At 60.2% G+C, this 19,709-nt stretch carries 21 protein-coding genes and 5 tRNA genes; 16 read left to right on the top strand and 10 right to left on the bottom strand.

The annotated features are described in order from the left end of the window. Nucleotide 1 precedes the first annotated feature (1 nt). From C9383_RS10840 to thiO, 3 genes are all read left to right on the top strand, one after another. The gene (locus C9383_RS10840) at nucleotides 2-532 is read left to right on the top strand and encodes a pilus assembly PilX family protein (RefSeq protein ID WP_090366866.1); all 531 of its coding nucleotides are present in this window, start codon (nucleotides 2-4) and stop codon (nucleotides 530-532) included. Nucleotides 533-544: 12 nt separating this feature from the next. Beyond that, nucleotides 545-946: a type IV pilin protein gene (locus C9383_RS10835; RefSeq protein WP_090366864.1), complete on the top strand. Its 402-nt coding sequence runs from the start codon at nucleotides 545-547 to the stop codon at nucleotides 944-946. 62 nt (nucleotides 947-1,008) lie between these two features. Beyond that, nucleotides 1,009-2,118, top strand: coding sequence for a glycine oxidase ThiO (gene thiO, locus C9383_RS10830; RefSeq protein WP_090366862.1), 1,110 nt, complete (start codon nucleotides 1,009-1,011; stop codon nucleotides 2,116-2,118). Here the strand turns inward: thiO and C9383_RS10825 are convergent. Both C9383_RS10825 and C9383_RS10820 read right to left on the bottom strand, forming a co-directional pair. After that, on the bottom strand, nucleotides 2,105-2,338 hold the full coding sequence (locus C9383_RS10825; RefSeq protein ID WP_060754859.1) for a PP0621 family protein: 234 nt from the start codon (nucleotides 2,336-2,338) through the stop codon (nucleotides 2,105-2,107). The genes thiO and C9383_RS10825 overlap by 14 nt on opposite strands. 126 nt (nucleotides 2,339-2,464) lie before the next feature. After that, nucleotides 2,465-3,490 carry an outer membrane protein assembly factor BamD gene (locus tag C9383_RS10820; protein WP_090366860.1) on the bottom strand — a complete coding sequence of 342 codons (1,026 nt, stop codon included), beginning with the start codon at nucleotides 3,488-3,490 and terminating at the stop codon, nucleotides 2,465-2,467. A 149-nt stretch (nucleotides 3,491-3,639) separates the two neighbouring features. Between C9383_RS10820 and rluD the strand changes: the two genes are divergently transcribed. The 7 genes from rluD (at nucleotide 3,640) to C9383_RS10785 (ending at nucleotide 8,736) form a co-directional block, all read left to right on the top strand. Beyond that, nucleotides 3,640-4,602 (top strand): 23S rRNA pseudouridine(1911/1915/1917) synthase RluD, encoded by a 963-nt coding sequence (gene rluD, locus C9383_RS10815; RefSeq protein ID WP_090366858.1) that lies wholly within the window; start codon nucleotides 3,640-3,642, stop codon nucleotides 4,600-4,602. Then, nucleotides 4,599-5,324 (top strand): peptidoglycan editing factor PgeF, encoded by a 726-nt coding sequence (gene pgeF / locus C9383_RS10810; RefSeq protein ID WP_090366856.1) that lies wholly within the window; start codon nucleotides 4,599-4,601, stop codon nucleotides 5,322-5,324. The genes rluD and pgeF overlap by 4 nt, the downstream gene beginning before the upstream one ends. Before the next feature lie 130 nt (nucleotides 5,325-5,454). After that, entirely contained in the window at nucleotides 5,455-8,019 is a 2,565-nt protein-coding gene (gene clpB / locus C9383_RS10805; protein WP_060754863.1) for an ATP-dependent chaperone ClpB, read from the top strand. Between the two features lie 303 nt (nucleotides 8,020-8,322). Continuing rightward, nucleotides 8,323-8,398, top strand: a tRNA-Asn gene (locus tag C9383_RS10800). 9 nt (nucleotides 8,399-8,407) lie between these two features. Beyond that, nucleotides 8,408-8,484 (top strand) — tRNA-Pro (locus C9383_RS10795). 5 nt (nucleotides 8,485-8,489) lie between these two features. After that, nucleotides 8,490-8,565 (top strand) — tRNA-Lys (locus C9383_RS10790). 94 nt (nucleotides 8,566-8,659) lie between these two features. After that, nucleotides 8,660-8,736: transfer RNA gene (locus C9383_RS10785), tRNA-Pro, on the top strand. 104 nt (nucleotides 8,737-8,840) lie between these two features. Here C9383_RS10785 and C9383_RS10780 read toward each other — a convergent pair. From C9383_RS10780 to C9383_RS10770, 3 genes are all read right to left on the bottom strand, one after another. Then, the gene (locus C9383_RS10780) at nucleotides 8,841-10,139 is read right to left on the bottom strand and encodes an NAD(P)/FAD-dependent oxidoreductase (RefSeq protein WP_060754864.1); all 1,299 of its coding nucleotides are present in this window, start codon (nucleotides 10,137-10,139) and stop codon (nucleotides 8,841-8,843) included. 60 nt (nucleotides 10,140-10,199) lie between these two features. After that, nucleotides 10,200-10,373 (bottom strand): DUF3094 family protein, encoded by a 174-nt coding sequence (locus C9383_RS10775; protein ID WP_090366854.1) that lies wholly within the window; start codon nucleotides 10,371-10,373, stop codon nucleotides 10,200-10,202. A gap of 89 nt (nucleotides 10,374-10,462) precedes the next feature. Continuing rightward, entirely contained in the window at nucleotides 10,463-11,092 is a 630-nt protein-coding gene (locus tag C9383_RS10770; protein WP_053254334.1) for a DUF1780 domain-containing protein, read from the bottom strand. Between the two features lie 128 nt (nucleotides 11,093-11,220). Here C9383_RS10770 and C9383_RS10765 point away from each other — a divergent pair, with 128 nt between their 5' ends. Then, entirely contained in the window at nucleotides 11,221-11,910 is a 690-nt protein-coding gene (locus C9383_RS10765; RefSeq protein ID WP_090366852.1) for an energy-coupling factor ABC transporter permease, read from the top strand. Nucleotides 11,911-11,975: 65 nt separating this feature from the next. Then, on the top strand, nucleotides 11,976-12,191 hold the full coding sequence (locus tag C9383_RS10760) for a hypothetical protein (protein WP_003171680.1): 216 nt from the start codon (nucleotides 11,976-11,978) through the stop codon (nucleotides 12,189-12,191). Here C9383_RS10760 and yacG read toward each other — a convergent pair. From yacG to C9383_RS10740, 4 genes are read right to left on the bottom strand one after another with little or no spacing between them, the layout of a single operon-like run. Continuing rightward, nucleotides 12,188-12,385 (bottom strand): DNA gyrase inhibitor YacG, encoded by a 198-nt coding sequence (gene yacG, locus C9383_RS10755; protein ID WP_090366850.1) that lies wholly within the window; start codon nucleotides 12,383-12,385, stop codon nucleotides 12,188-12,190. The genes C9383_RS10760 and yacG overlap by 4 nt on opposite strands. Then, nucleotides 12,382-13,005: a dephospho-CoA kinase gene (coaE, locus tag C9383_RS10750; protein ID WP_060754868.1), complete on the bottom strand. Its 624-nt coding sequence runs from the start codon at nucleotides 13,003-13,005 to the stop codon at nucleotides 12,382-12,384. The genes yacG and coaE overlap by 4 nt, the downstream gene beginning before the upstream one ends. Then, nucleotides 13,002-13,868 (bottom strand): prepilin peptidase, encoded by an 867-nt coding sequence (locus tag C9383_RS10745; RefSeq protein WP_090366848.1) that lies wholly within the window; start codon nucleotides 13,866-13,868, stop codon nucleotides 13,002-13,004. Before C9383_RS10745 ends, coaE begins: the two co-directional genes overlap by 4 nt. Beyond that, nucleotides 13,865-15,073: a type II secretion system F family protein gene (locus tag C9383_RS10740; RefSeq protein ID WP_090366846.1), complete on the bottom strand. Its 1,209-nt coding sequence runs from the start codon at nucleotides 15,071-15,073 to the stop codon at nucleotides 13,865-13,867. The genes C9383_RS10745 and C9383_RS10740 overlap by 4 nt, the downstream gene beginning before the upstream one ends. 203 nt (nucleotides 15,074-15,276) lie before the next feature. Here C9383_RS10740 and C9383_RS10735 point away from each other — a divergent pair, with 203 nt between their 5' ends. From C9383_RS10735 to C9383_RS10725, 3 genes are all read left to right on the top strand, one after another. Next, a complete protein-coding gene (locus C9383_RS10735; RefSeq protein WP_090366844.1) occupies nucleotides 15,277-15,690 on the top strand; it encodes a pilin in 414 nt (137 codons plus the stop codon). Nucleotides 15,691-15,754: 64 nt separating this feature from the next. After that, nucleotides 15,755-15,830: transfer RNA gene (locus C9383_RS10730), tRNA-Thr, on the top strand. 173 nt (nucleotides 15,831-16,003) lie between these two features. Next, entirely contained in the window at nucleotides 16,004-16,306 is a 303-nt protein-coding gene (locus C9383_RS10725) for a DUF6388 family protein (RefSeq protein WP_060754872.1), read from the top strand. A gap of 144 nt (nucleotides 16,307-16,450) precedes the next feature. Here the strand turns inward: C9383_RS10725 and nadC are convergent, their stop codons facing one another. Beyond that, nucleotides 16,451-17,299 carry a carboxylating nicotinate-nucleotide diphosphorylase gene (gene nadC, locus C9383_RS10720; protein ID WP_090366842.1) on the bottom strand — a complete coding sequence of 283 codons (849 nt, stop codon included), beginning with the start codon at nucleotides 17,297-17,299 and terminating at the stop codon, nucleotides 16,451-16,453. A gap of 239 nt (nucleotides 17,300-17,538) precedes the next feature. Here nadC and C9383_RS10715 point away from each other — a divergent pair, with 239 nt between their 5' ends. After that, entirely contained in the window at nucleotides 17,539-19,695 is a 2,157-nt protein-coding gene (locus C9383_RS10715; RefSeq protein WP_090366840.1) for a DUF1631 domain-containing protein, read from the top strand. The last annotated feature ends 14 nt before the right edge of the window (nucleotides 19,696-19,709 follow it).

Raw genomic sequence — 19,709 nt, 5'->3', positions numbered from 1 at the left:
GATGAAGATAAGTGGCGGTATTCATTGGCGTGAGGCAGGGATGGTGTTGTGGATCAGCCTGGTGTTCCTGCTGCTGTTGTCACTGGTTGGTTTGTCATCGATGCAAGGTGCGATATCCCAGCAAAAAGTCGCGGGCAGCTTGTGGCATCGCAACCAATCTTTTCAAAGCGCCGAAAGCGGCCTCAGGTTGGGGGAGCTGGCGGTAAAGCGCGGTGGCGGTGGGCTGCCCGAATGTCACTCGATCATCACATGCTCGCCACCTGAGGAGGCGTTTACGTTGATGGGGGCCGGGGCGAATCCGGTCTCGGCGGTTACCTGGGTTGCCTTCGACGCGGGGTTCTATGGCATTCAATCCATAGGCGAGGGCTTGGGGCTGGCGCATTTGCCGGCGCAAACCGCGGCGCGGCTGTTTCGAGTGACGGCCATCGGGCTAGGGGGCCAATCGCGCACGGTCCTGGAGAGCGTGTATGCCCAGGTGGACGAGGGAGGGCGGGCGCGGTTTCAACGAATCCTGTGGCGGCAACTTCAGTAAAGGAGCAAACGGATGAGCACGGATAGCCAGGGATTTACCCTGATCGAGTTACTGATTGCCATGGCAATCATTGCGGTGTTGGCCACGGTCGCTTATCCCGGATATACCGGGCATGTGAAAAAGGTCTATCGCAGTCAGATTGCCGCACTGTTGACCGAACAGGCCCAGTACCTGGAGCGCTTTTACGCCCGGAACGGCACTTTTATTGATGCAGGGGACGTCAGTGCGGGTAATGATCACTATAGAATCAGCGCTGTATTGAGTGCCCAGGATTTTGCCCTGCTTGCCACGCCCTCCGTCTATTCAGTCATGGCGGACGACGCATGCGGTGAATTCAGCTTGAGCAGTACCGGCGTGCGAAGCAACCCGGGAGCCAAGCCGGAAATGTCGCGCAAGACGTGCTGGGGGCAGTGATGAGAGTGCTGGATGAATGGGCGCTGTGTGCGCCAACCCCTATATATCGGCTGGATCAAATGATGGCAGAGCAACAGCGAGTGGTGATTGTCGGCGGCGGAGTAATCGGGTTGTTGACGGCGTTCAACCTGGCCACCCAGGGGCAGTCGGTAGTATTGCTGGAGCGTGCGGGGCTTGGGCAAGAGTCTTCGTGGGCCGGGGGCGGGATCGTTTCACCGTTGTACCCATGGCGCTACAGCCCGGCAGTGACCGCTTTGGCCCATTGGTCCCAGGACTTTTACCCACAGCTGGCGCAGCGGTTGTTTGCCGCCACCGGGGTTGATCCAGAGGTGCATACCACGGGCTTGTACTGGCTTGATCTGGACGATGAAGCCGATGCTTTGGCCTGGGCTGCTCGCGAGGGACGGCCGCTGAGCAAGGTGGATGTGTCGGCCGCGCACGATGCCGTGCCGGTGCTGGGGCGCGGCTATTCCCAGGCCATTTACATGGCTGATGTGGCCAATGTTCGCAACCCTCGCCTGGTCAAATCCTTGAAGGCGGCGTTGCAGGCATTGCCCGGTGTGACGATTCACGAGCAGTGTGAAGTGGCCGGTTTTGTCCTGGAGGGCGATACCGTAGTGGGCGTCGAAACGACGGCTGGCCGGGTGCTCGGCGATCAGGTCGTGCTTGCGGCGGGAGCCTGGAGTGGGGAGCTGCTGGGCACGTTGGGGCTGGCGCTGCCTGTTGAGCCGGTCAAAGGCCAAATGATCTTGTACAAATGTGCCTCGGACTTTTTGTCGAGCATGGTCCTGGCAAAAGGACGTTATGCGATCCCACGCCGTGACGGCCACATATTGATTGGCAGCACGTTGGAGCATGAGGGGTTCGACAAGACGCCGACCGAAACCGCGCTGGAAAGCCTCAAGGCTTCGGCAGTGGAATTGATTCCTGCCTTGGCTGGCGCTGAGGTGGTGGGGCATTGGGCGGGCTTGCGGCCTGGCTCGCCGGAAGGTGTGCCGTACATTGGCGAAGTGCCCGGCTTCAACGGGCTGTGGCTCAATTGTGGGCATTACCGCAATGGCCTGGTGCTCGCACCCGCGTCCTGTCAGTTGTTCACTGACTTGCTGCTGGGCCGTGCGCCGATTATCGAGCCGGCACCTTATGCGCCGGCTGGTCGTCTCAGCGCTGGCTAGGCTTCGGACCTTGTTCCAGGTGCGCCTGGGTGCAGTACCACTCTTGGCGTACGCTCAGTGCGCGATCCTGCGGCAGGTGTACGCCACAGTGCGCGCAACGCACCATCGGCGTGGCATCGGGCTCACTGGACCGTTGCTGTTTGGCGGCCGGGCTTTTGAATTTGCGCCAGAACCATACTGCGGCAGCAATGACGGCAATCCAGAACAGTAGACGAACCATGGTAAGCAGCTTCTCGACAAGGAATGCGCCAGTTTAGCCAAGGACGCAGCAGGCGCACAGCGCAATAATGCTCGCCCACAAAAAAGGGAGCCTATAGGGCTCCCTTTCTCTGATTGCCTGGATCGATCAGTCGAAAATACCGAAGGTCATGTAGCTGAACCACGAACGATCTTCCTTGCTGCCAGCGGCTTGTGGTGCCTGCTCTTCGATCACATCGCCGTTTTCGTCATGAGGCTTGAGGTCGGAAGGAATGGCGTCTTTCGCGTCCTGGAACTGCTTGATCACGTCCTGGTTGGCGCGGGTTTCGCCCGGCGGCAGCGGTGGACGGGATTCGATCAGGCCCAAGGTGTACTTGCTCAGCCACGAACGGTTATCCGCTTCGGCAACCTGAGGCACGAACTGGCCGTCTTTCAGGCTCGGGTGATCCGGGTAGTTGAGCTTCAGGGTTTCCAGGCTGGTGCTCGCCAGGGCGTCCAGGTGCAGGCGCTGGTAAGCCTCGGTCATTACCGCCAGGCCGTCACCCACGGATGGGGTTTCCTGGAAGTTTTCCACCACATAGCGGCCACGGTTGGCAGCGGCCACGTACGCCTGACGGGTCAGGTAGTAGTGGGCTACGTGGATCTCGTAGGACGCCAGCAGGTTACGCAGGTAGATCATGCGTTGCTTGGCATCCGGGGCATAGCGGCTGTTGGGGTAGCGGCTGGTCAGCTGGGCGAACTCGTTGTAGGAGTCGCGGGCAGCGCCCGGATCACGCTTGGTCATGTCCAGCGGAAGGAAGCGCGCCAGCAGGCCGACGTCCTGGTCGAACGAGGTCAGGCCCTTCATGTAGTAGGCGTAATCCACGTTCGGGTGCTGCGGGTGCAAGCGGATAAAACGCTCTGCGGCGGACTTCGCGGCTTCCGGCTCGGAGTTCTTGTAGTTGGCGTAGATCAGTTCGAGCTGGGCCTGGTCGGCGTAGCGCCCGAACGGGTAACGCGACTCCAGGGCCTTCAGCTTCGCTGTGGCGCTGGTGTAGCTATTATTGTCCAAGTCTTTCTGAGCTTGCTGGTAAAGCTCGACTTCGCTCAGGTTTTCGTCGACGACGTCCTTTGTTGACGAGCAAGCAGCAGTCATGGCGAGGATGGCGATCAGCAGCAGGTGTTTCACTTGCATGGCGGCTTGCGTCCCTATGACGGCCGCTGTCTTGGGCGGGGCCGTCCTGTTATGATGAGCGCCCCGTTGAAAGCCTCGGGGCAAAAGACGCCGTATTTAACCACAAGCGCGCAGCCGAAACCAAAGGCTGTGCCACGCCTAGTCTGAGCATGTCCGATAAAATTGAACTTCGCGCAGAGGTGCCGTCCGAAATGGGTGGCCAACGCCTCGATCAAGTCGCCGCACAATTATTCGCTGAGCACTCGCGCTCGCGCCTTTCCGCCTGGATCAAAGACGGCCGCCTGACTGTGGATGGAGCGGTTATCCGCCCGCGAGACATAGTTCATGGCGGTGCGATTCTTGAGCTGACTGCCGAGCAGGAAGCCCAGGGAGAATGGGTTGCCCAGGACATCGAGCTGGACATCGTCTATGAAGACGACGACATCCTGGTCATCAACAAACCCGCAGGGCTGGTGGTTCACCCGGCTGCCGGGCACGCTGATGGCACTTTGCTCAACGCCCTGTTGCATCACGTCCCGGACATCATCAATGTCCCGCGCTGCGGCATCGTGCACCGTCTGGACAAGGACACCACCGGCTTGATGGTGGTGGCCAAGACCATTCAGGCGCAGACGCAGTTGGTTACCCAGTTGCAGAGCCGCAGCGTCAGCCGGATCTACGAGTGCATCGTGATCGGCGTCGTGGTGGCGGGTGGCAAGATCAACGCCCCAATCGGTCGCCACGGCCAGCAGCGCCAGCGTATGGCGGTGATGGAAGGCGGCAAGCAGGCCGTGAGCCATTACCGCGTACTGGAGCGTTTTCGCTCCCACACCCACGTGCGGGTCAAGTTGGAAACCGGTCGTACTCACCAGATTCGCGTGCATATGGCGCACATCAACTTCCCGTTGGTCGGAGATCCTGCCTACGGTGGCCGCTTCCGCATTCCGCCGGCGGCCAGTGCAACCATGGTTGAATCGTTGAAAAACTTCCCGCGCCAGGCGCTGCATGCCCGCTTCCTGGAGCTGGATCATCCGACGAGCGGTAAGCGCATGAGCTGGGAATCGCCTCTGCCAGACGACCTGGTGTGGTTGTTGTCGCTGCTCAAGCAGGATCGCGAGGCGTTTATCGGATGAGTGACTGGCTGATTCCTGACTGGCCCGCGCCGGCTCAGGTGAAAGCCTGCGTCACCACCCGTGCGGGCGGCGTCAGCCCGGCGCCGTTCGACAGCTTCAACCTGGGCGATCATGTCGAGGACAGCCTGGACGCCGTCCTTGAAAACCGTCGTCGTCTCTCCGAGACCTTCAAGATTCAACCGGCCTGGCTGCGCCAGGTCCATGGCGTGAGCGTGGTCGAGGCCGATCCCGGCCGCGTTGCCGAAGCTGATGGCAGCTGGACCAGTACTCCAGGCATTGCCTGCACCTCAATGACCGCTGACTGCCTGCCGGCGTTGTTCTGCAACCGTGCCGGCACTCGCGTCGCGGCTGCCCATGCCGGTTGGCGCGGGTTGGCGGCAGGGGTGTTGGAGGCGGCGTTCGAAAGCCTGGATACCGAGCCTGCCGACGTTCTGGTCTGGCTCGGCCCTGCCATTGGTCCGCAAGCTTTCGAGGTCGGCCCGGAAGTGCGTGAAGCGTTCATGCAGCAGCTGCCGATGACCGCCCAGGCCTTTGTACCCAGCCGCAATCCTGGCAAGTACATGGCCGACATCTATGAGCTGGCGCGCCTGCGCCTGGCCGTACAGGGCGTTACCGCTGTCTATGGTGGCGGTTTCTGCACGGTGACCGACCCACGCTTCTTCTCCTATCGCCGCAGCCCACGCACCGGTCGATTTGCCTCCCTTATCTGGCTTGAGCGCTAGACTCTCCTGACTTACGTCAACTGTTCGTAGCTTGAATCTTCCAGAATTCACCCCATCTACTGGGTATCTGGCAGGTTTCTTCATTCAGGATGTGTTTATAGCTCCGGCCTGCTCAAAAGGAAGGTGACTAATGCGTATTGATCGTTTAACCAGCAAATTGCAGTTGGCTTTATCTGATTCCCAATCGTTGGCGGTGGGCCTTGACCACCCGGCCATTGAGCCTGCGCACTTGATGCAGGCGCTCCTGGAGCAGCAAGGTGGTTCTATCAAACCCTTGCTGATGCAGGTCGGTTTTGACGTCAACAGCCTGCGCAAGGAGTTGAGCAAAGAGCTCGACCAACTGCCGAAAATCCAGAATCCCACCGGCGACGTCAATATGTCGCAGGACTTGGCGCGCCTGCTCAACCAGGCTGACCGTCTGGCTCAACAGAAAGGTGACCAGTTCATCTCCAGCGAGTTGGTGCTGCTCGCGGCCATGGATGAGAACAGCAAGCTCGGCAAGTTGTTGCTCGGCCAGGGCGTGAGCAAGAAAGCCCTGGAAAATGCCATCAACAACCTGCGTGGCGGCGACGCGGTGAACGACCCCAACCACGAGGAGTCGCGCCAGGCCCTGGACAAATACACCGTCGACCTGACCAAGCGTGCCGAAGAAGGCAAGCTTGACCCGGTGATCGGTCGTGACGATGAGATTCGTCGCACCATCCAGGTCCTGCAGCGTCGCACCAAGAACAACCCGGTGCTGATCGGTGAGCCCGGTGTGGGTAAAACCGCGATCGCCGAGGGCCTGGCCCAACGCATCATTAACGGTGAAGTGCCGGACGGCCTGAAAGGCAAGCGTCTGTTGTCCCTGGATATGGGGGCGTTGATCGCCGGCGCCAAGTTCCGAGGCGAGTTCGAAGAGCGTCTGAAAGCCTTGCTCACCGAGCTGTCGAAGCAGGAAGGGCAGATCATTCTGTTTATCGATGAGCTGCACACCATGGTCGGCGCCGGTAAAGGCGAAGGCTCGATGGATGCCGGCAACATGCTCAAGCCGGCTTTGGCCCGAGGGGAGTTGCACTGCGTTGGCGCGACCACGCTCAACGAGTACCGCCAGTACATTGAAAAGGACGCGGCCCTTGAGCGTCGCTTCCAGAAAGTGCTGGTGGAAGAACCGAGCGAAGAGGACACCATCGCGATCCTGCGCGGCTTGAAAGAGCGCTATGAGGTCCACCATAAGGTGGCGATCACTGACGGTGCAATCATTGCGGCGGCCAAATTGAGCCATCGCTACATCACCGATCGTCAGTTGCCGGACAAGGCCATCGATTTGATCGACGAGGCCGCCAGCCGCATCCGTATGGAGATCGACTCCAAGCCGGAAGTGCTCGACCGTCTGGATCGGCGCCTGATTCAACTGAAAGTTGAGTCCCAGGCCCTGAAGAAGGAAGAGGATGACGCGGCGAAGAAACGCCTGGAAAAACTCCAGGAAGAAATCGTCCGCCTGGAACGTGAGTATTCGGACCTTGAAGAAATCTGGACCTCGGAAAAAGCCGAAGTACAGGGTTCTGCACAGATCCAGCAAAAGATCGAGCAGTCGCGGCAGGAGTTGGAAGCTGCGCGTCGCAAAGGTGACCTGAACCGCATGGCCGAATTGCAGTACGGGGTGATCCCGGACCTGGAGCGCAGCCTGCAGATGGTTGACCAGCACGGCCACAGTGAGAACCAGCTGTTGCGCAGCAAGGTGACCGAGGAAGAAATCGCCGAAGTGGTCTCCAAGTGGACCGGCATTCCCGTGTCGAAGATGCTGGAAGGCGAACGTGACAAGCTGCTGAAAATGGAAAGTCTGTTGCATCAGCGCGTCATCGGCCAGGAAGAGGCTGTGGTCGCAGTGGCCAACGCCGTACGGCGGTCCCGGGCAGGGTTGTCCGACCCGAACCGTCCGAGCGGCTCATTCATGTTCCTCGGCCCGACTGGTGTGGGTAAGACCGAGTTGTGCAAGGCGTTGGCCGAGTTCCTCTTTGACACGGAAGAAGCCATGGTCCGGATCGATATGTCCGAATTCATGGAGAAACACTCGGTGGCTCGCTTGATCGGCGCCCCACCAGGCTACGTGGGCTATGAGGAGGGCGGTTACCTGACCGAGGCCGTGCGGCGCAAGCCTTACTCGGTGATCCTGCTGGATGAGGTCGAGAAGGCGCACCCGGATGTGTTCAACATCCTGCTGCAAGTGCTGGAAGACGGCCGCCTGACGGACAGCCACGGACGTACTGTAGACTTCCGCAATACGGTGGTCGTGATGACCTCCAACCTGGGCTCGGCACAGATCCAGGAGTTGGTGGGTGATCGTGAGGCGCAGCGTGCCGCGGTCATGGATGCGTTGACCAGCCACTTCCGTCCGGAATTTATCAACCGGGTGGACGAGGTGGTGATCTTCGAGCCTCTGGCGCGGGATCAGATCGCAGGCATCACCGAGATCCAGTTGGGTCGCCTGCGGGGTCGCCTGGCCGAGCGCGAGCTGGGCCTGAATCTGAGCGGCGAGGCCTTGGACAAGCTGATCGCGGTGGGTTACGACCCGGTGTATGGCGCACGGCCGTTGAAGCGTGCGATTCAGCGCTGGATCGAAAACCCGCTGGCTCAGTTGATCCTGTCGGGCCGCTTTATGCCGGGGACCAGCGTCGAGGCCACAGTGGAGAACGACGAAATCGTCTTCCATTAAGCTTGGCGAGTACGTTAATAAGAGAAGGCTCCGCATTGCGGAGCCTTTTTTTTCGATAGGGCGTTGAACTGTAAGGCAAAGGCTTGTAAAGTGCGCCCCGCAACAACGTCAGCCCAAGGGTTTCTTCTCCCCAAGAAGAAATCAGAAAGAAGCGCAAATCATTGTCTTAAAAGCAATTTAAAGGGTTGACAGGGGTTTTTAAGATTGTAGAATAGCGCGCCTCAGAGACATGAACGTAGCGATACGGACAGATCGAAGAGAAGGTTACATCGCAGTAAAAGTTGTAAATTTGAAATACGCAGTTCCGTGATAGCTCAGTCGGTAGAGCAAATGACTGTTAATCATTGGGTCCCAGGTTCGAGTCCTGGTCACGGAGCCATTTCAAAATCGGGGTATAGCGCAGTCCGGTAGCGCGCCTGCTTTGGGAGCAGGATGTCGGGAGTTCGAATCCCCCTACCCCGACCATATTTGGGTCGTTAGCTCAGTTGGTAGAGCAGTTGGCTTTTAACCAATTGGTCGTAGGTTCGAATCCCACACGACCCACCATTTTTGAGACCAGTTAGCTCTGGAATCGAATCTTAAGATCAGAGGCCAAAAGCACTGATCGAAGAAGGCGACTGAAAGGTCGCCTTTCTTTTACCGGGGTATAGCGCAGTCCGGTAGCGCGCCTGCTTTGGGAGCAGGATGTCGGGAGTTCGAATCCCCCTACCCCGACCATATTAAAAATCCTCGTATCGAAAGATACGGGGATTTTTTTTGCCTGTGGAAAACTCGGCGGCACTGTAAATCAATGTGGGAGGGGCAAGCCCCTCCCGCAGGTTTTAGTGCAGCTTAAGACGTGGCTCGGTGCCACGCCCAATCTTGCTGCCCAGCATCAGCATCGCCGTGCGAAAGACTCCATACAGCGCCATCTGATGCATGCGATACAGCGACACATAGAACATCCGCGCCAGCCAGCCTTCGAGCATGACGCTGCCGGTCAGGTTGCCCATCAAGTTACCCACAGCGGAAAAGCGCGACAGCGAGATCAGCGAGCCGTAGTCAGTGTACTTGTACGACGGCAGCTCCTTGCCTTCGATCCGCAGTTTCAGTGACTTGGCCAGCAACGAGGCCTGTTGGTGAGCGGCCTGGGCCCGTGGCGGCACATTGCGGTCGGTGCCCGGTTGCGGGCAGGCGGCGCAGTCACCGAAGGCGAAGATGTTTTCGTCGCGGGTGGTTTGCAGTGTCGGCAGTACTTGCAGTTGGTTGATACGGTTGGTTTCCAGGCCATCGATATCCTTGAGGAAACCGGGGGCGCGAATACCGGCGGCCCATACCTTCAGGCTGGCCGGGATCACCTGGCCGCTGCTGGTAATCAGGGCATCTGCCGTCACTTCGCTGACCGCCGAGTTGGTCAGCACGGTCACTCCGAGTTTCTCCAGGGTTTTATGCACAGGCGCGCTGATCCGCTCCGGCAGTGCGGGCAAGACTTTTGGCCCGGCCTCGATCAAGGTGATGTGCATGTTTTCCGGTTTGATGCGGTCCAGGCCGTAGGCCGCCAGTTCATGGGCGGCGTTGTGCAGCTCAGCGGCCAGTTCAACCCCGGTGGCACCGGCACCGACGATGGCGACGCTGATTTTTTCTTCCACATCGGTCTGGCCCGCGTGGGCGCGCAGATAGTGGTTGAGTAATTGCTGATGGAAGCGCTCGGCCTGCTTGCGGGTGTCGAGGAACAGGCAATGTTGCGCTGCACCCTCGGTGCCGAAGTCATTGGTGGTGCTGCCCACTGCGATCACCAGCGTGTCGTAGCTCAACACTCGTGCGGGCACCAGCTCGCGCCCCTCTTCATCGAGGGTGGCGGCCAGTTGAATTTTTTTCTGTTCACGATCGAGCCCGCTCATGCGCCCCAGCTGGAACTCGAAGTGGTTCCATTTGGCTTGGGCGACATAGTTGAGTTCGTCTTCCGAGGAGTTCAACGAACCGGCGGCCACTTCGTGCAGCAGCGGTTTCCAGATATGAGTCAGGTTGGCGTCCGCCAGTGTGATGCTGGCGATGCCGCGCTTACCCAGAGTCTTACCCAGGCGGGTAGCCAACTCCAGGCCGCCGGCGCCGCCGCCGACGATAATAATACGATGGGTCATGGGGATATCTCGCAAGGCTAAAAGAAATCGGAGCAGTGACCCCCGCGAGCGCCAGGCAGCTCATAGCGTGAGGTAACTCAAAAGGCGGCTCAGCAAACCGAGCCCGATTACCGCCACCAGCACCACACCAAGGAGCAGCCAAGGCCGGAAAGGCTTGCGCTCGACTTGGTTCTGGGAGAGTTGCAGGTACTCTTCGACATGCTGTTGGTCATCGGGGTTCAGGCGGCTGGTCATAAAGGCCTCGTCAGGTAGACGTTGCAAAAGGGCGCCACGTTACAGTCAGGGGATTGGCGGCATCGCCACAAGCGTAGCCTGCGCCCGTGTCACAGGCTGATGCCCACGTCGAATACTATGCTGCGGCCCAGGTTGTTACGCAAGAAGTCCGGTGCGTCTGGGTGTGCGAACAGCACCCGGGCAAAGGTCGGCCCGACTAACGATAGCGAACGCCAACCCTGGCGCAGGTATTCGGTGGGAGGCGGGAAGTGGCTGTTGAGGTCCAGTACTTCGCGTTTGAGGCTGGTGAAGGCAATCAAGTCCAGCTCGCCGAGGTCCATGCCGCGTTCTTTGTAGTTATGGGCTTTCTTGCGCAAGGTGGGGGCCAGGCGCAGCAGAAACTCATGGGCGGGGATGCGTCGCGGCTTGGCCTCGCGCCGGACCAGTTGGCTCAGGGAAAACGCACTGCGTCGGCGCAGCAGCTCATCGCGCCATTCGTCGTTCAGGCGCCGGCCTTCGTCCAGAACAAAAAAAACTTCGAAACTGGCGTCGCGAAACAGCACGTCCGGCGGCTCTTGCCCGGCAGGGTGAAACTCTTCCGCCCGGTAAGGCACGTTCAAGCCTTGCAACAGGCGCTGGCAGACCCAACGCTCACGCTCCCATTTGCGGGCATTGGACAAGAACGCGTTGGCTTGTTCGGCCGCTACGGTGAGCAGGCGCAAGTAATCTGAGTCATCCATGTTTGCAGCTTAGCGTTCAAATGATGACCGCAGGAAGTCTTGCTTTAAAACAGCGGTGTAGACTGGCCTCTCGAGAGTGGCTCAGGGATGAGGTGCATGATGAGGTTTCTTGCAGGGGGTGTGTTCCCGTGATCAGCGCAGCGGTATTGGCACCGGCAACGCTCGGCTTCGGTTGGTTGTTGTACGCGCCCTGGGTGTTGTGGGCGATCCTGCGCTCGCCCTGGGTCGAGCTGTTTGCCGACCGACGGCGCCAGCATTTGTTGTTCGGTACGGTGTTTGCGCTGTTCATGCTGTGGTTGGTGCGGCGGGATTTCGATACCGGAGTTTCCTACCACTTTATCGGTATGACCGCCGTGACCCTGTTGCTCGACTGGCCCCTGGCAATCGTCGGAGGGCTTGTCGCGCAAATGGGCCTGGTGTGGCTGGGGCGCCAGGATCTGGCCGCTGTCGGGGTCAATGGCCTGTTGTTGGTCGTGCTGCCGGTGCTGGTCACCGAAGGCTGCGCGCTGCTGGTGGAGCGTGCGCAGCCGCGTAATCCTTTTGTGTATATCTTCTGCTCGGGTTTTTTCGCCGCTGCGCTGTCGGCGTTGCTCTGTCTGTTGGCCGCATTGGGGCTGTTGTGGTTCGACGGGCGTTTCGCGATGCCGGAATGGCTGGAGGATTTCGTCGGTTACTTGTGGCTGATCATCTTCCCCGAAGCCTTTATCAACGGCATGGTGATCAGTGCCTTGGTGGTGTTCAGTCCTGAATGGCTGGAGACTTTCAACCGCACCCGCTACCTCTCGGCACCCTGGAAGGATGACGACTCGCAGCGTTGATCCAGATCAAATCGCGGGCAATCCGGCAGGCCCATGCTCTGCACAATTTTTCAGGAGCACGGATCATGAGTGTGTATGAGTGGGCACGGCAGGAGTTGCGCAGAAGCCAGGACGCAGCGCAGGAAATCGGTTTTGACCCAGGGCTGACCCTGCGCGCCATGCTCAGTGCAGTGGTGCAACAGAGCAAGGGCGTACGCAGCTTCGAAGACCTGGCCGACGAACTGCAATACCTTGCAGAGAACCTCGACGACCAGCAGGAATACGCTTTTATGCGGCCTTAGTGGCGCGGCAGGTCTTCGGAGAACAGCTCGTCTTCGGCATCCGGGGCCACGGGAATCTTGTGTTCTTCAGCCGCCCAGGCACCCAGGTCGATGAGCTTGCAGCGGTCCGAGCAGAACGGTCGGTTGGGGTTGGTCGTTTTCCATTCCACGGGTGCGCCGCAGGTTGGGCAGTCGACGGTCAAGGGTTGGCTCATGATCGGCCTCCACGCAAAGTAAGGTAAAAGTGGTGCAGTCGCTCGACCTCGCTATGCAGCCAGGCGAGGTCCTGGTCATTGACCAGCACGTCATCGGCATGGTTCAGGCGGTCTTCACGGCTGGACTGGGCCTTGAGAATCGCCTGCACCTGCTGCTCGCTGATGCCGTCGCGCTGCAGGGTACGCTGAATCTGCAGCGATTGCGGCACGTCGATCACCAGGATGCGCTGGGTCATGCTGTACTGGCCGGACTCGATCAGCAGCGGAGACACCAGTATCGCGTAGGGCGATTGCGCACGCGCCAGGTGGCTGCGAATCTCTTCGCCAATCAGTGGGTGCAGCAAAGCTTCCAGCCAGAGGCGCTCCTGGGGGACTTCAAAGATCAGTTGACGCAACGCGGCGCGGTCCAATCGGCCGTCGGGCAGCAGCACGCCGGCACCGAAGTGCTCGGCGATACGCGCCAGTGCCGGTCGGCCGGGCTCGACGACCCAGCGGGCGGCATGGTCGGCGTCGACCAGGTCGATGCCCAGGTCGATAAAGTGCTGGGCGGCAGCGCTCTTGCCGCTGCCAATGCCGCCGGTGAGGCCAAGAATCCAGGGTGTTGCGACAGAAGTGGTCATCTGAAACCGACAGACTGCAAATAGAAGTCGGTTATTTGACCACCCCAGAGCAATGCAATCCAGCCGGCAATCGCCAGGCAAGGACCAAATGGCATCGGCGTCGATACGTCGGACTTGCGCAAGTGCATCAGCATCAGCCCGGCAGACACCCCCAGCAGCGACGCCAACAGCAGCGTCATCGGCAGAATCTGCCAACCCCCCCAGGCGCCGAGCAGGGCCAGTAATTTGAAGTCGCCATGGCCCATGCCGTCCTTGCCGGTGATCAACTTGAACAGCCAGAACACCGTCCACAGGCACATATAGCCCGTGACCGCGCCCCGCAGCGCATCGGGCAGTGTCGCCAGCAGGCCATTGCTGTTGAGGATCAGCCCCAGCCATAGCAGTGGCAGCACGAGCACGTCCGGCAGCAGTTGATGCTCTGCATCGATCAGGCTCATGGCCAGTAAGCCCCAACTCAGCAGCATCACTGCGCCTGCTTGCCAGCCGAAACCGAAGTGCCAGGCAGTGGCGGCCGAAATGAGTGCGCAGGCCAGTTCGGTCAACGGGTAGCGGGTGCTGATGGGCTCGCGACAATGGGCGCAGCGCCCCCTGAGCATCCCGTAGCTGAGCAGCGGGATATTTTGCCAGGGGCGAATCGGTTGGTTGCACCGCGGGCAGCATGAATTGGGGCGCATCAGGTTATAGGCAGGCCCGACAGGCGCAGTTGGCAGTCCGAGGAGTTCGTTGGCCTGGGCACGCCATTCCCGTTCAAGCATCTTCGGCAGGCGCCACACCAGCACATTGAGGAAGCTGCCGACGATCAGGCCGAGCACCAGCGCCGTTGCAACGAAGGCCCAGGGAAGCTCAGTGAGCAGCCTGCTCAAAATGCGCTCCCCAATTGGAAGACCGGCAGGTACATGGCAAGGACCAACGCACCGACAATACCGCCCAGCACCACCATGATCAGGGGCTCCATCAGGCTGGTGAGGTTATCGACCAGGTGGTCCACATCGGCCTCGTAATGGCTCGCGACTTTTTCCAGCATGCCGTCCAGCGTGCCGGACTCTTCACCGATGGCTGTCATCTGGACCGCCATGCCTGGAAACAAACCGCTGGCGGCCATGCAGTGATTCAGTTGCATGCCGGTGGAGACATCATGGCGCATACGTTCGATTGCCTGTTTGAAGGGGCCAATGCCGACGGCGCCGGCTGCCGAGCTCAAGGCCTGCACCAGCGGCACGCCTGCTGCAAAGGTAGTCGAGAGCGTACGGGCGTAGCGGGCGATGGCGGACTTCTTCAGCAGTGTGCCCGCCAGGGGCAGTTTCAACAAACCCGCTTCCAGCCTGTGACGAAAGCCCGGAGACGCCCGATGGGCCAGGCGTAGCCCGGCAGTTGTCGCGCCCAGGCTCAGTGCCACTAACCACCAGGCACGCTGCAGGAATTCGGACAAGGCAATGACCCACAGGGTAAAGCCGGGCAAGGGGCTGTCGACCCCCGCGAACAGGTTCTGGAACTGCGGCACTACATGGATCAGCAGTACCGTACTGACTAGGGTGGCAACCACCAGGATCGCGATAGGGTAGGTCATGGCTTTCTTGACCCTGGCCTTGAGCCGTTGGCTTTTTTCCAGATGGATTGCCACGCGCTCCAGCAGGGTTTCCAGGGCGCCGGCTTGTTCTCCGGCGGCGATCAGGTTGCAATACAAGTCATCGAAGTAGCGCGGGTGCTTGCGCAGTGCGGCAGCCAGATTGGTGCCGGCGGCAATCTCCTGTTTCAGCCCCTTGAGCAGTTCGCGCAGCTGTTGGTTTTCGACGCTTTCACGAATGATGTCGAATGCCTGCAGCAAGGGAATGCCGGCCGTCAGCAGCGTCGCCAGCTGACGAGTAAACAGCGCAATATCGGCGGGCTTTATTGCGGGAGCGAGGATTGGCAGGCCTTGGGCTTGCTTGCGCACGCGACCGGGGCAGATCCCTTGCCGGCGCAGTTGGGCCTTGATCGATGCCAGGTCGTGACCGGTGGTTTTTCCGCTCACCCTGCGCCCTTTGCGGTTGATGCCTTCCCAGGCGTAAATCGTCGAAGCGTCGTTCATGTCGCGGTTCCGCACACAGGTAGTGGAAGCTTTATAGCTTAGTCAGGTAACGGGCTCGGGCCTGAAGCGGCTGATCGATAAAATGTCAGAATGTGCGTCTTGTGCGCGATTGGCCGCTCACGGATAAGTACACTGGCGCCGCTGCAAAATGCGGGGCGCAGGAAGCGCCTTGTCTTGGGTTCTATCTCTGGAGAGTGAATGTGATGCGTCAGAAAGGCTTTACCTTGATCGAGCTGCTGATCGTCGTGGCGATCATCGGCATTTTGGCAACCATCGGCTTGCCCATGTACACCAAGCACCAGGCCAAGGCCAAGTTCACGGCGGGCTTGGCTGAAATCAGTGCATTGAAGGCGGGCTTCGAGGACACCCTTAACCAGGGCGCCGTACCGACGCTGGCTTTGATCGGTGGCACCAGCCCCACCGCCAACTGCACTATCGACGTGACGGGTGATGTGGCCACCGGGGCCGGCTCCATCCGTTGTGAAATCCTTGATGCGCCTGCGCCCGTGCTGGGCAAGACCATCACCTTGACGCGCAGTGCCACCACGGGCTGGAAGTGTGCCACCACGGCTGACGCGCAATACGTCGCCAAGGGCTGCGGCACCGACGGAGCGTAACCTTTGCCGGGTGGTAGGCGAGTGAGTTGCCGCATGCCCGATGCGGTGCTAGCTTTAGCCCACCGCCCGTGTAGCTCAGCCGGTAGAGCAGCGCACTCGTAACGCGAAGGTCGCAGGTTCGATTCCTGTCTCGGGCACCAAGGCAACACTGTTTCAACGGCATGTTTCAAAGGCATGTTTCAAAGGCAACGTTTTCAGATGATCCCAGAATGGTTCTGAAGGCCAGACAAGTCGGCACTCGTGCCCGCTTATCAATATCTGCGCGACCTTGATGACCCAGATGCATCCCCATTCCTCGATCTAAGAGAACAACATGACCACGACTGAGATGACCCAGGAAGTTCGGCACCAGGTAGCACTCGAAAAGTACCTCGAGGAGTCACCGCAGCTTAAGGAAGAGATCAAGGATTTGAGTGCTGATGACCAGCGCGACCAGATTCAGTGGGCATTCGAGGACGAAGCCGAAAGCCGGGGCTACCAACCTTGGGAGCTGACCCTCAAGTACACCTCTACACCCGAAGAGTTCGAAGCCGCGCGGCTGGCCTTGCATAAAGAGGCGGCCGAGGTGCTCGGAGTCGAGTGGGAAGAATATTGCGAGATGAACAACCTCGTGTAGTGAGCGGGCTTGCCCCGCGCTGGGTGGCGCAGCCGCCCCAAACCCTGGCGCCTCGGTCCTCCTGAAACACCGCAGCGCCCCGATTGGGGCGGCTGCGCCCCCCAGCGCGGGGCAAGCCCGCTCACTACAACATTTCGGGGGAGGTCAGATGCTCAGGCGCATCGACAAATCCACCGCCTTTACATCCTTGGTCATCGCGCCGATGGAGATGTAGTCCACTCCGGTTTCAGCGATAGGCAGCAGGGTGCTTTCATTGATCCCGCCGCTGGCTTCCAGCTTGGCCTTGCCGGCGTTCAGTCGCACGGCTTCACGCATGTCATCCAGGCTCAATTCGTCGAGCATGATGATGTCGGCATTCGCCGCCAGTGCTTCACGCAGTTCTTCCAGGCTTTCCACTTCGATTTCCACCGGCTTGCCCGGGGCGATCTTGTGGGCGGCCGTAATTGCCTGGGCAATGCCGCCACACGCAGCGATATGGTTTTCCTTGATCAGGAACGCGTCATACAGACCGATACGGTGGTTGTGACAGCCGCCGCAGGTCACTGCGTACTTCTGCGCCAAGCGCAGGCCCGGCAAGGTTTTGCGGGTGTCGAGCAGCTTGACCTGGGTACTCGCGACAAAGTCCGCCAGGTACTGAGCCCGCGTGGCTACGCCTGACAGCATTTGCAGGAAGTTCAGCGCGCAGCGCTCACCACTGAGCAGCGAGCGCGCCGGGCCTTCGAGATGAAACAACGCCTGGTTGGGGCTGACGCGATCTCCGTCGGCCACCTGCCAATGTACGGCGACGCGCGGGTCGAGCTGGCGGAATACCGCGTCTACCCACGCGGTACCGGCGATAACCGCCGCATCACGGGTAATGATCGTGGCTTTGGCCAGCCGTTCGGCCGGGATCAATTGCGCGGTGATATCGCCGCTGCCGATATCTTCCAGCAGTGCACGGCGCACGTTGGCTTCGATTTCGGCGGTGAGGTCGGCAAGACGGAGATTCGGCATAACAGGCTCCACAAACAAAGTGCAGGGATTATAGGGCCAGCACGTGCCCGAACCCAGGCTCACTACTCATTTGCCACGCAATGGCAGAGTTTGCTGGCGCAACGGCCCTCATTTGCAAGATAATCCAGCGCCTTGCAATTGGCGTCATAGCTTTGACGTAGGGGTGATGCCGGGATATTTGCAGTGCCCGCCCAGGCCTGCCCTCGATATTTTCAACTCCACCGTTTCAGGAGGCCAGGATGCACAATGACGGAAAGGTGGTGCCGATCAACAAGGCACAGGCCACGCCATCGCCGCTCGCGCGCCTGCCTGTGGTGTTGCTGCAGGTGCGTGACAAGGCCGCGCAACAGCTGCAACAAGGGTTGCAGGAGCTGTTCGACAACGCCGACGACACCCTGTTCGAGATGGCCGACAAGGCCCGCAGTAATGCCGACCACCACATCTTCTTTGAAGCCATGCGCGACCTGCGGCTCAAGCGCAAGAATTTCGAGCGCGTATTCATGGAGCAGCTGTTTGCCGCCTTCGCCCATCTGGGGCAGGTCGGGCGCGGTGACGTGCAGCTGGTGCCGAGGGTGTCATACGAAACCGGCGTCGCTAAGTCCGGCGATGCACTGGAAAAGGCCGTGGCGCTGGAGGCCATGTTGGGGCGGGTACACCACCGTGACGGCCTGGCGCTGGGGCAACTGACGGCCCGCTTGAGTGCTTTGCTGGGCAAGCCACTGGACGAGCGTGAAAACCCCTTGGGGCCGGCCCTGCTGTGCGAGTTCTTTTTGCAGGCGGGGCGCAGCCTGGGCGTGGAGATTCGCGTCAAGCTGATCATGCTCAAGCTCTTTGAAAAATACGTGCTCAGTGACGCCGACCTGTTGTACGGCGGCGCGAACCAACTGTTGGTTGCCACCGGGGTATTGCCCGAGCTCAAGGCGGTACCCTCGCGCCGCCCCGGCGGGCGTGCGTCGCGTGATCAGCAGCGCGAGGAGCGCTCGCCATCCATGGAGCCTGCGGGCGATGACAGTGGCCAGGAAGCCTTTGCCGCTTTGCAGAAGCTGCTGGCGGCGGTTCGTGGCAGCGTTGCCCCCACCCTGGAGGCCAGCGCCGAGCCGCAACCGATTGCCTCCCGCGACCTGCTGCGTCTGCTTTCACACCTGCAACAGTACGTGCCGGAGCCCGAGGCCGAAGACGATTTTGACCTGCGTAACCAGCTTGAACAGCTGTTGACCCGGGTCAGCGTCAAAAGCGGCAAATCCCGTGTGGTGGAAGACGCCGATGAGGATGTGATCAACCTGGTCGCGCTGCTGTTCGAATACATCCTCAGTGATCGCACCGTGCCTGATGCCTTCAAGGCACTGATCGGTCGCTTGCAGATTCCGATGCTGAAAGTGGCGGTGCTGGACAAGAGCTTCTTCAGCCGTACCAGCCATCCGGCGCGACGCTTGCTGAATGAAATAGCCGCCGCCGCCATGAGCTGGAGCCCAAGGGATGACTATCAGCGCGACAGCCTGTACCTGCATATCGAGCAGGTGGTGCAGCGCTTGCTGAATGATTTCGTTGACGATATGACGATTTTTTCCGAGTTGCTGGCGCAGTTCACTGCGTTTGTCTCGGATGAGCGTCGCCGCAGCGAGCTGCTTGAACAACACACTTACGTTGCCGAAGAAGGGCGTGTGCGGGCTGACGCCGCTCGTCAACGTGTGGCCGAGGTGCTCAACCGGCGCTTGCTGGGCAAGGTGTTGCCCCAGGCGGTGGTGCAATTTATCCAGCAAGCCTGGAGCCAGGTGCTGTTGCTGGCCAATCTCAAGCACGGCGAGCAGTCGGTGCAATGGCAGGCGGGGCTGCGCACCATGGACGAGTTGATCTGGAGCGTGGGCCTGCAGAAGGACACCGAGGCCGGTCGCCACCTGCTGGAGCAGTTGCCCGGGCTGCTCAAGGCATTGCGCGACGGCCTGACCAGTGCCGCGTTCGATCCCTTCAGCACGCGCGAATTCTTCGATCGGTTGCAAGCGATGCATGTGCAGTCTTTCGGTGGAGAGGGGGTCGAGACGTTGGTTGAAGTGCGCGAGCCCTTCGTACTCGGTGCCGGGGCGTCTGATCCGGCGGCTAACTTGCCCAATGATGACCCGGACCTGCTCAAGGTCTACCAGTTGCGGCTGGGAAGCTGGTTCGAGTTCCAGACCAGCGCGGCCAGCACCGTGCGTTGCAAGCTGACGGCAATCATGGCACCGACCAATACCTATATTTTTGTCGGTCGCTCCGGGCTGAAGGTGCTGGAGAAGAGTGCTGCGCAGTTGGCCATGGCTTTCAAGCAGGGTGTACTGCGCACGTTGGACGAGGGCTTACTGTTTGATCGTGCGTTGGCTTCGGTGATCGGCAACCTGCGTCAACTCAATCGCGGCAAGTGATCGCAACCGCAGGG

This window comes from Pseudomonas palleroniana (assembly GCF_003031675.1).
Taxonomy (GTDB): domain Bacteria; phylum Pseudomonadota; class Gammaproteobacteria; order Pseudomonadales; family Pseudomonadaceae; genus Aquipseudomonas; species Aquipseudomonas palleroniana.
The sequence above is the reverse complement of the archived record's forward strand: the minus strand, read 5'-3'. Positions and strand labels throughout refer to the sequence as shown.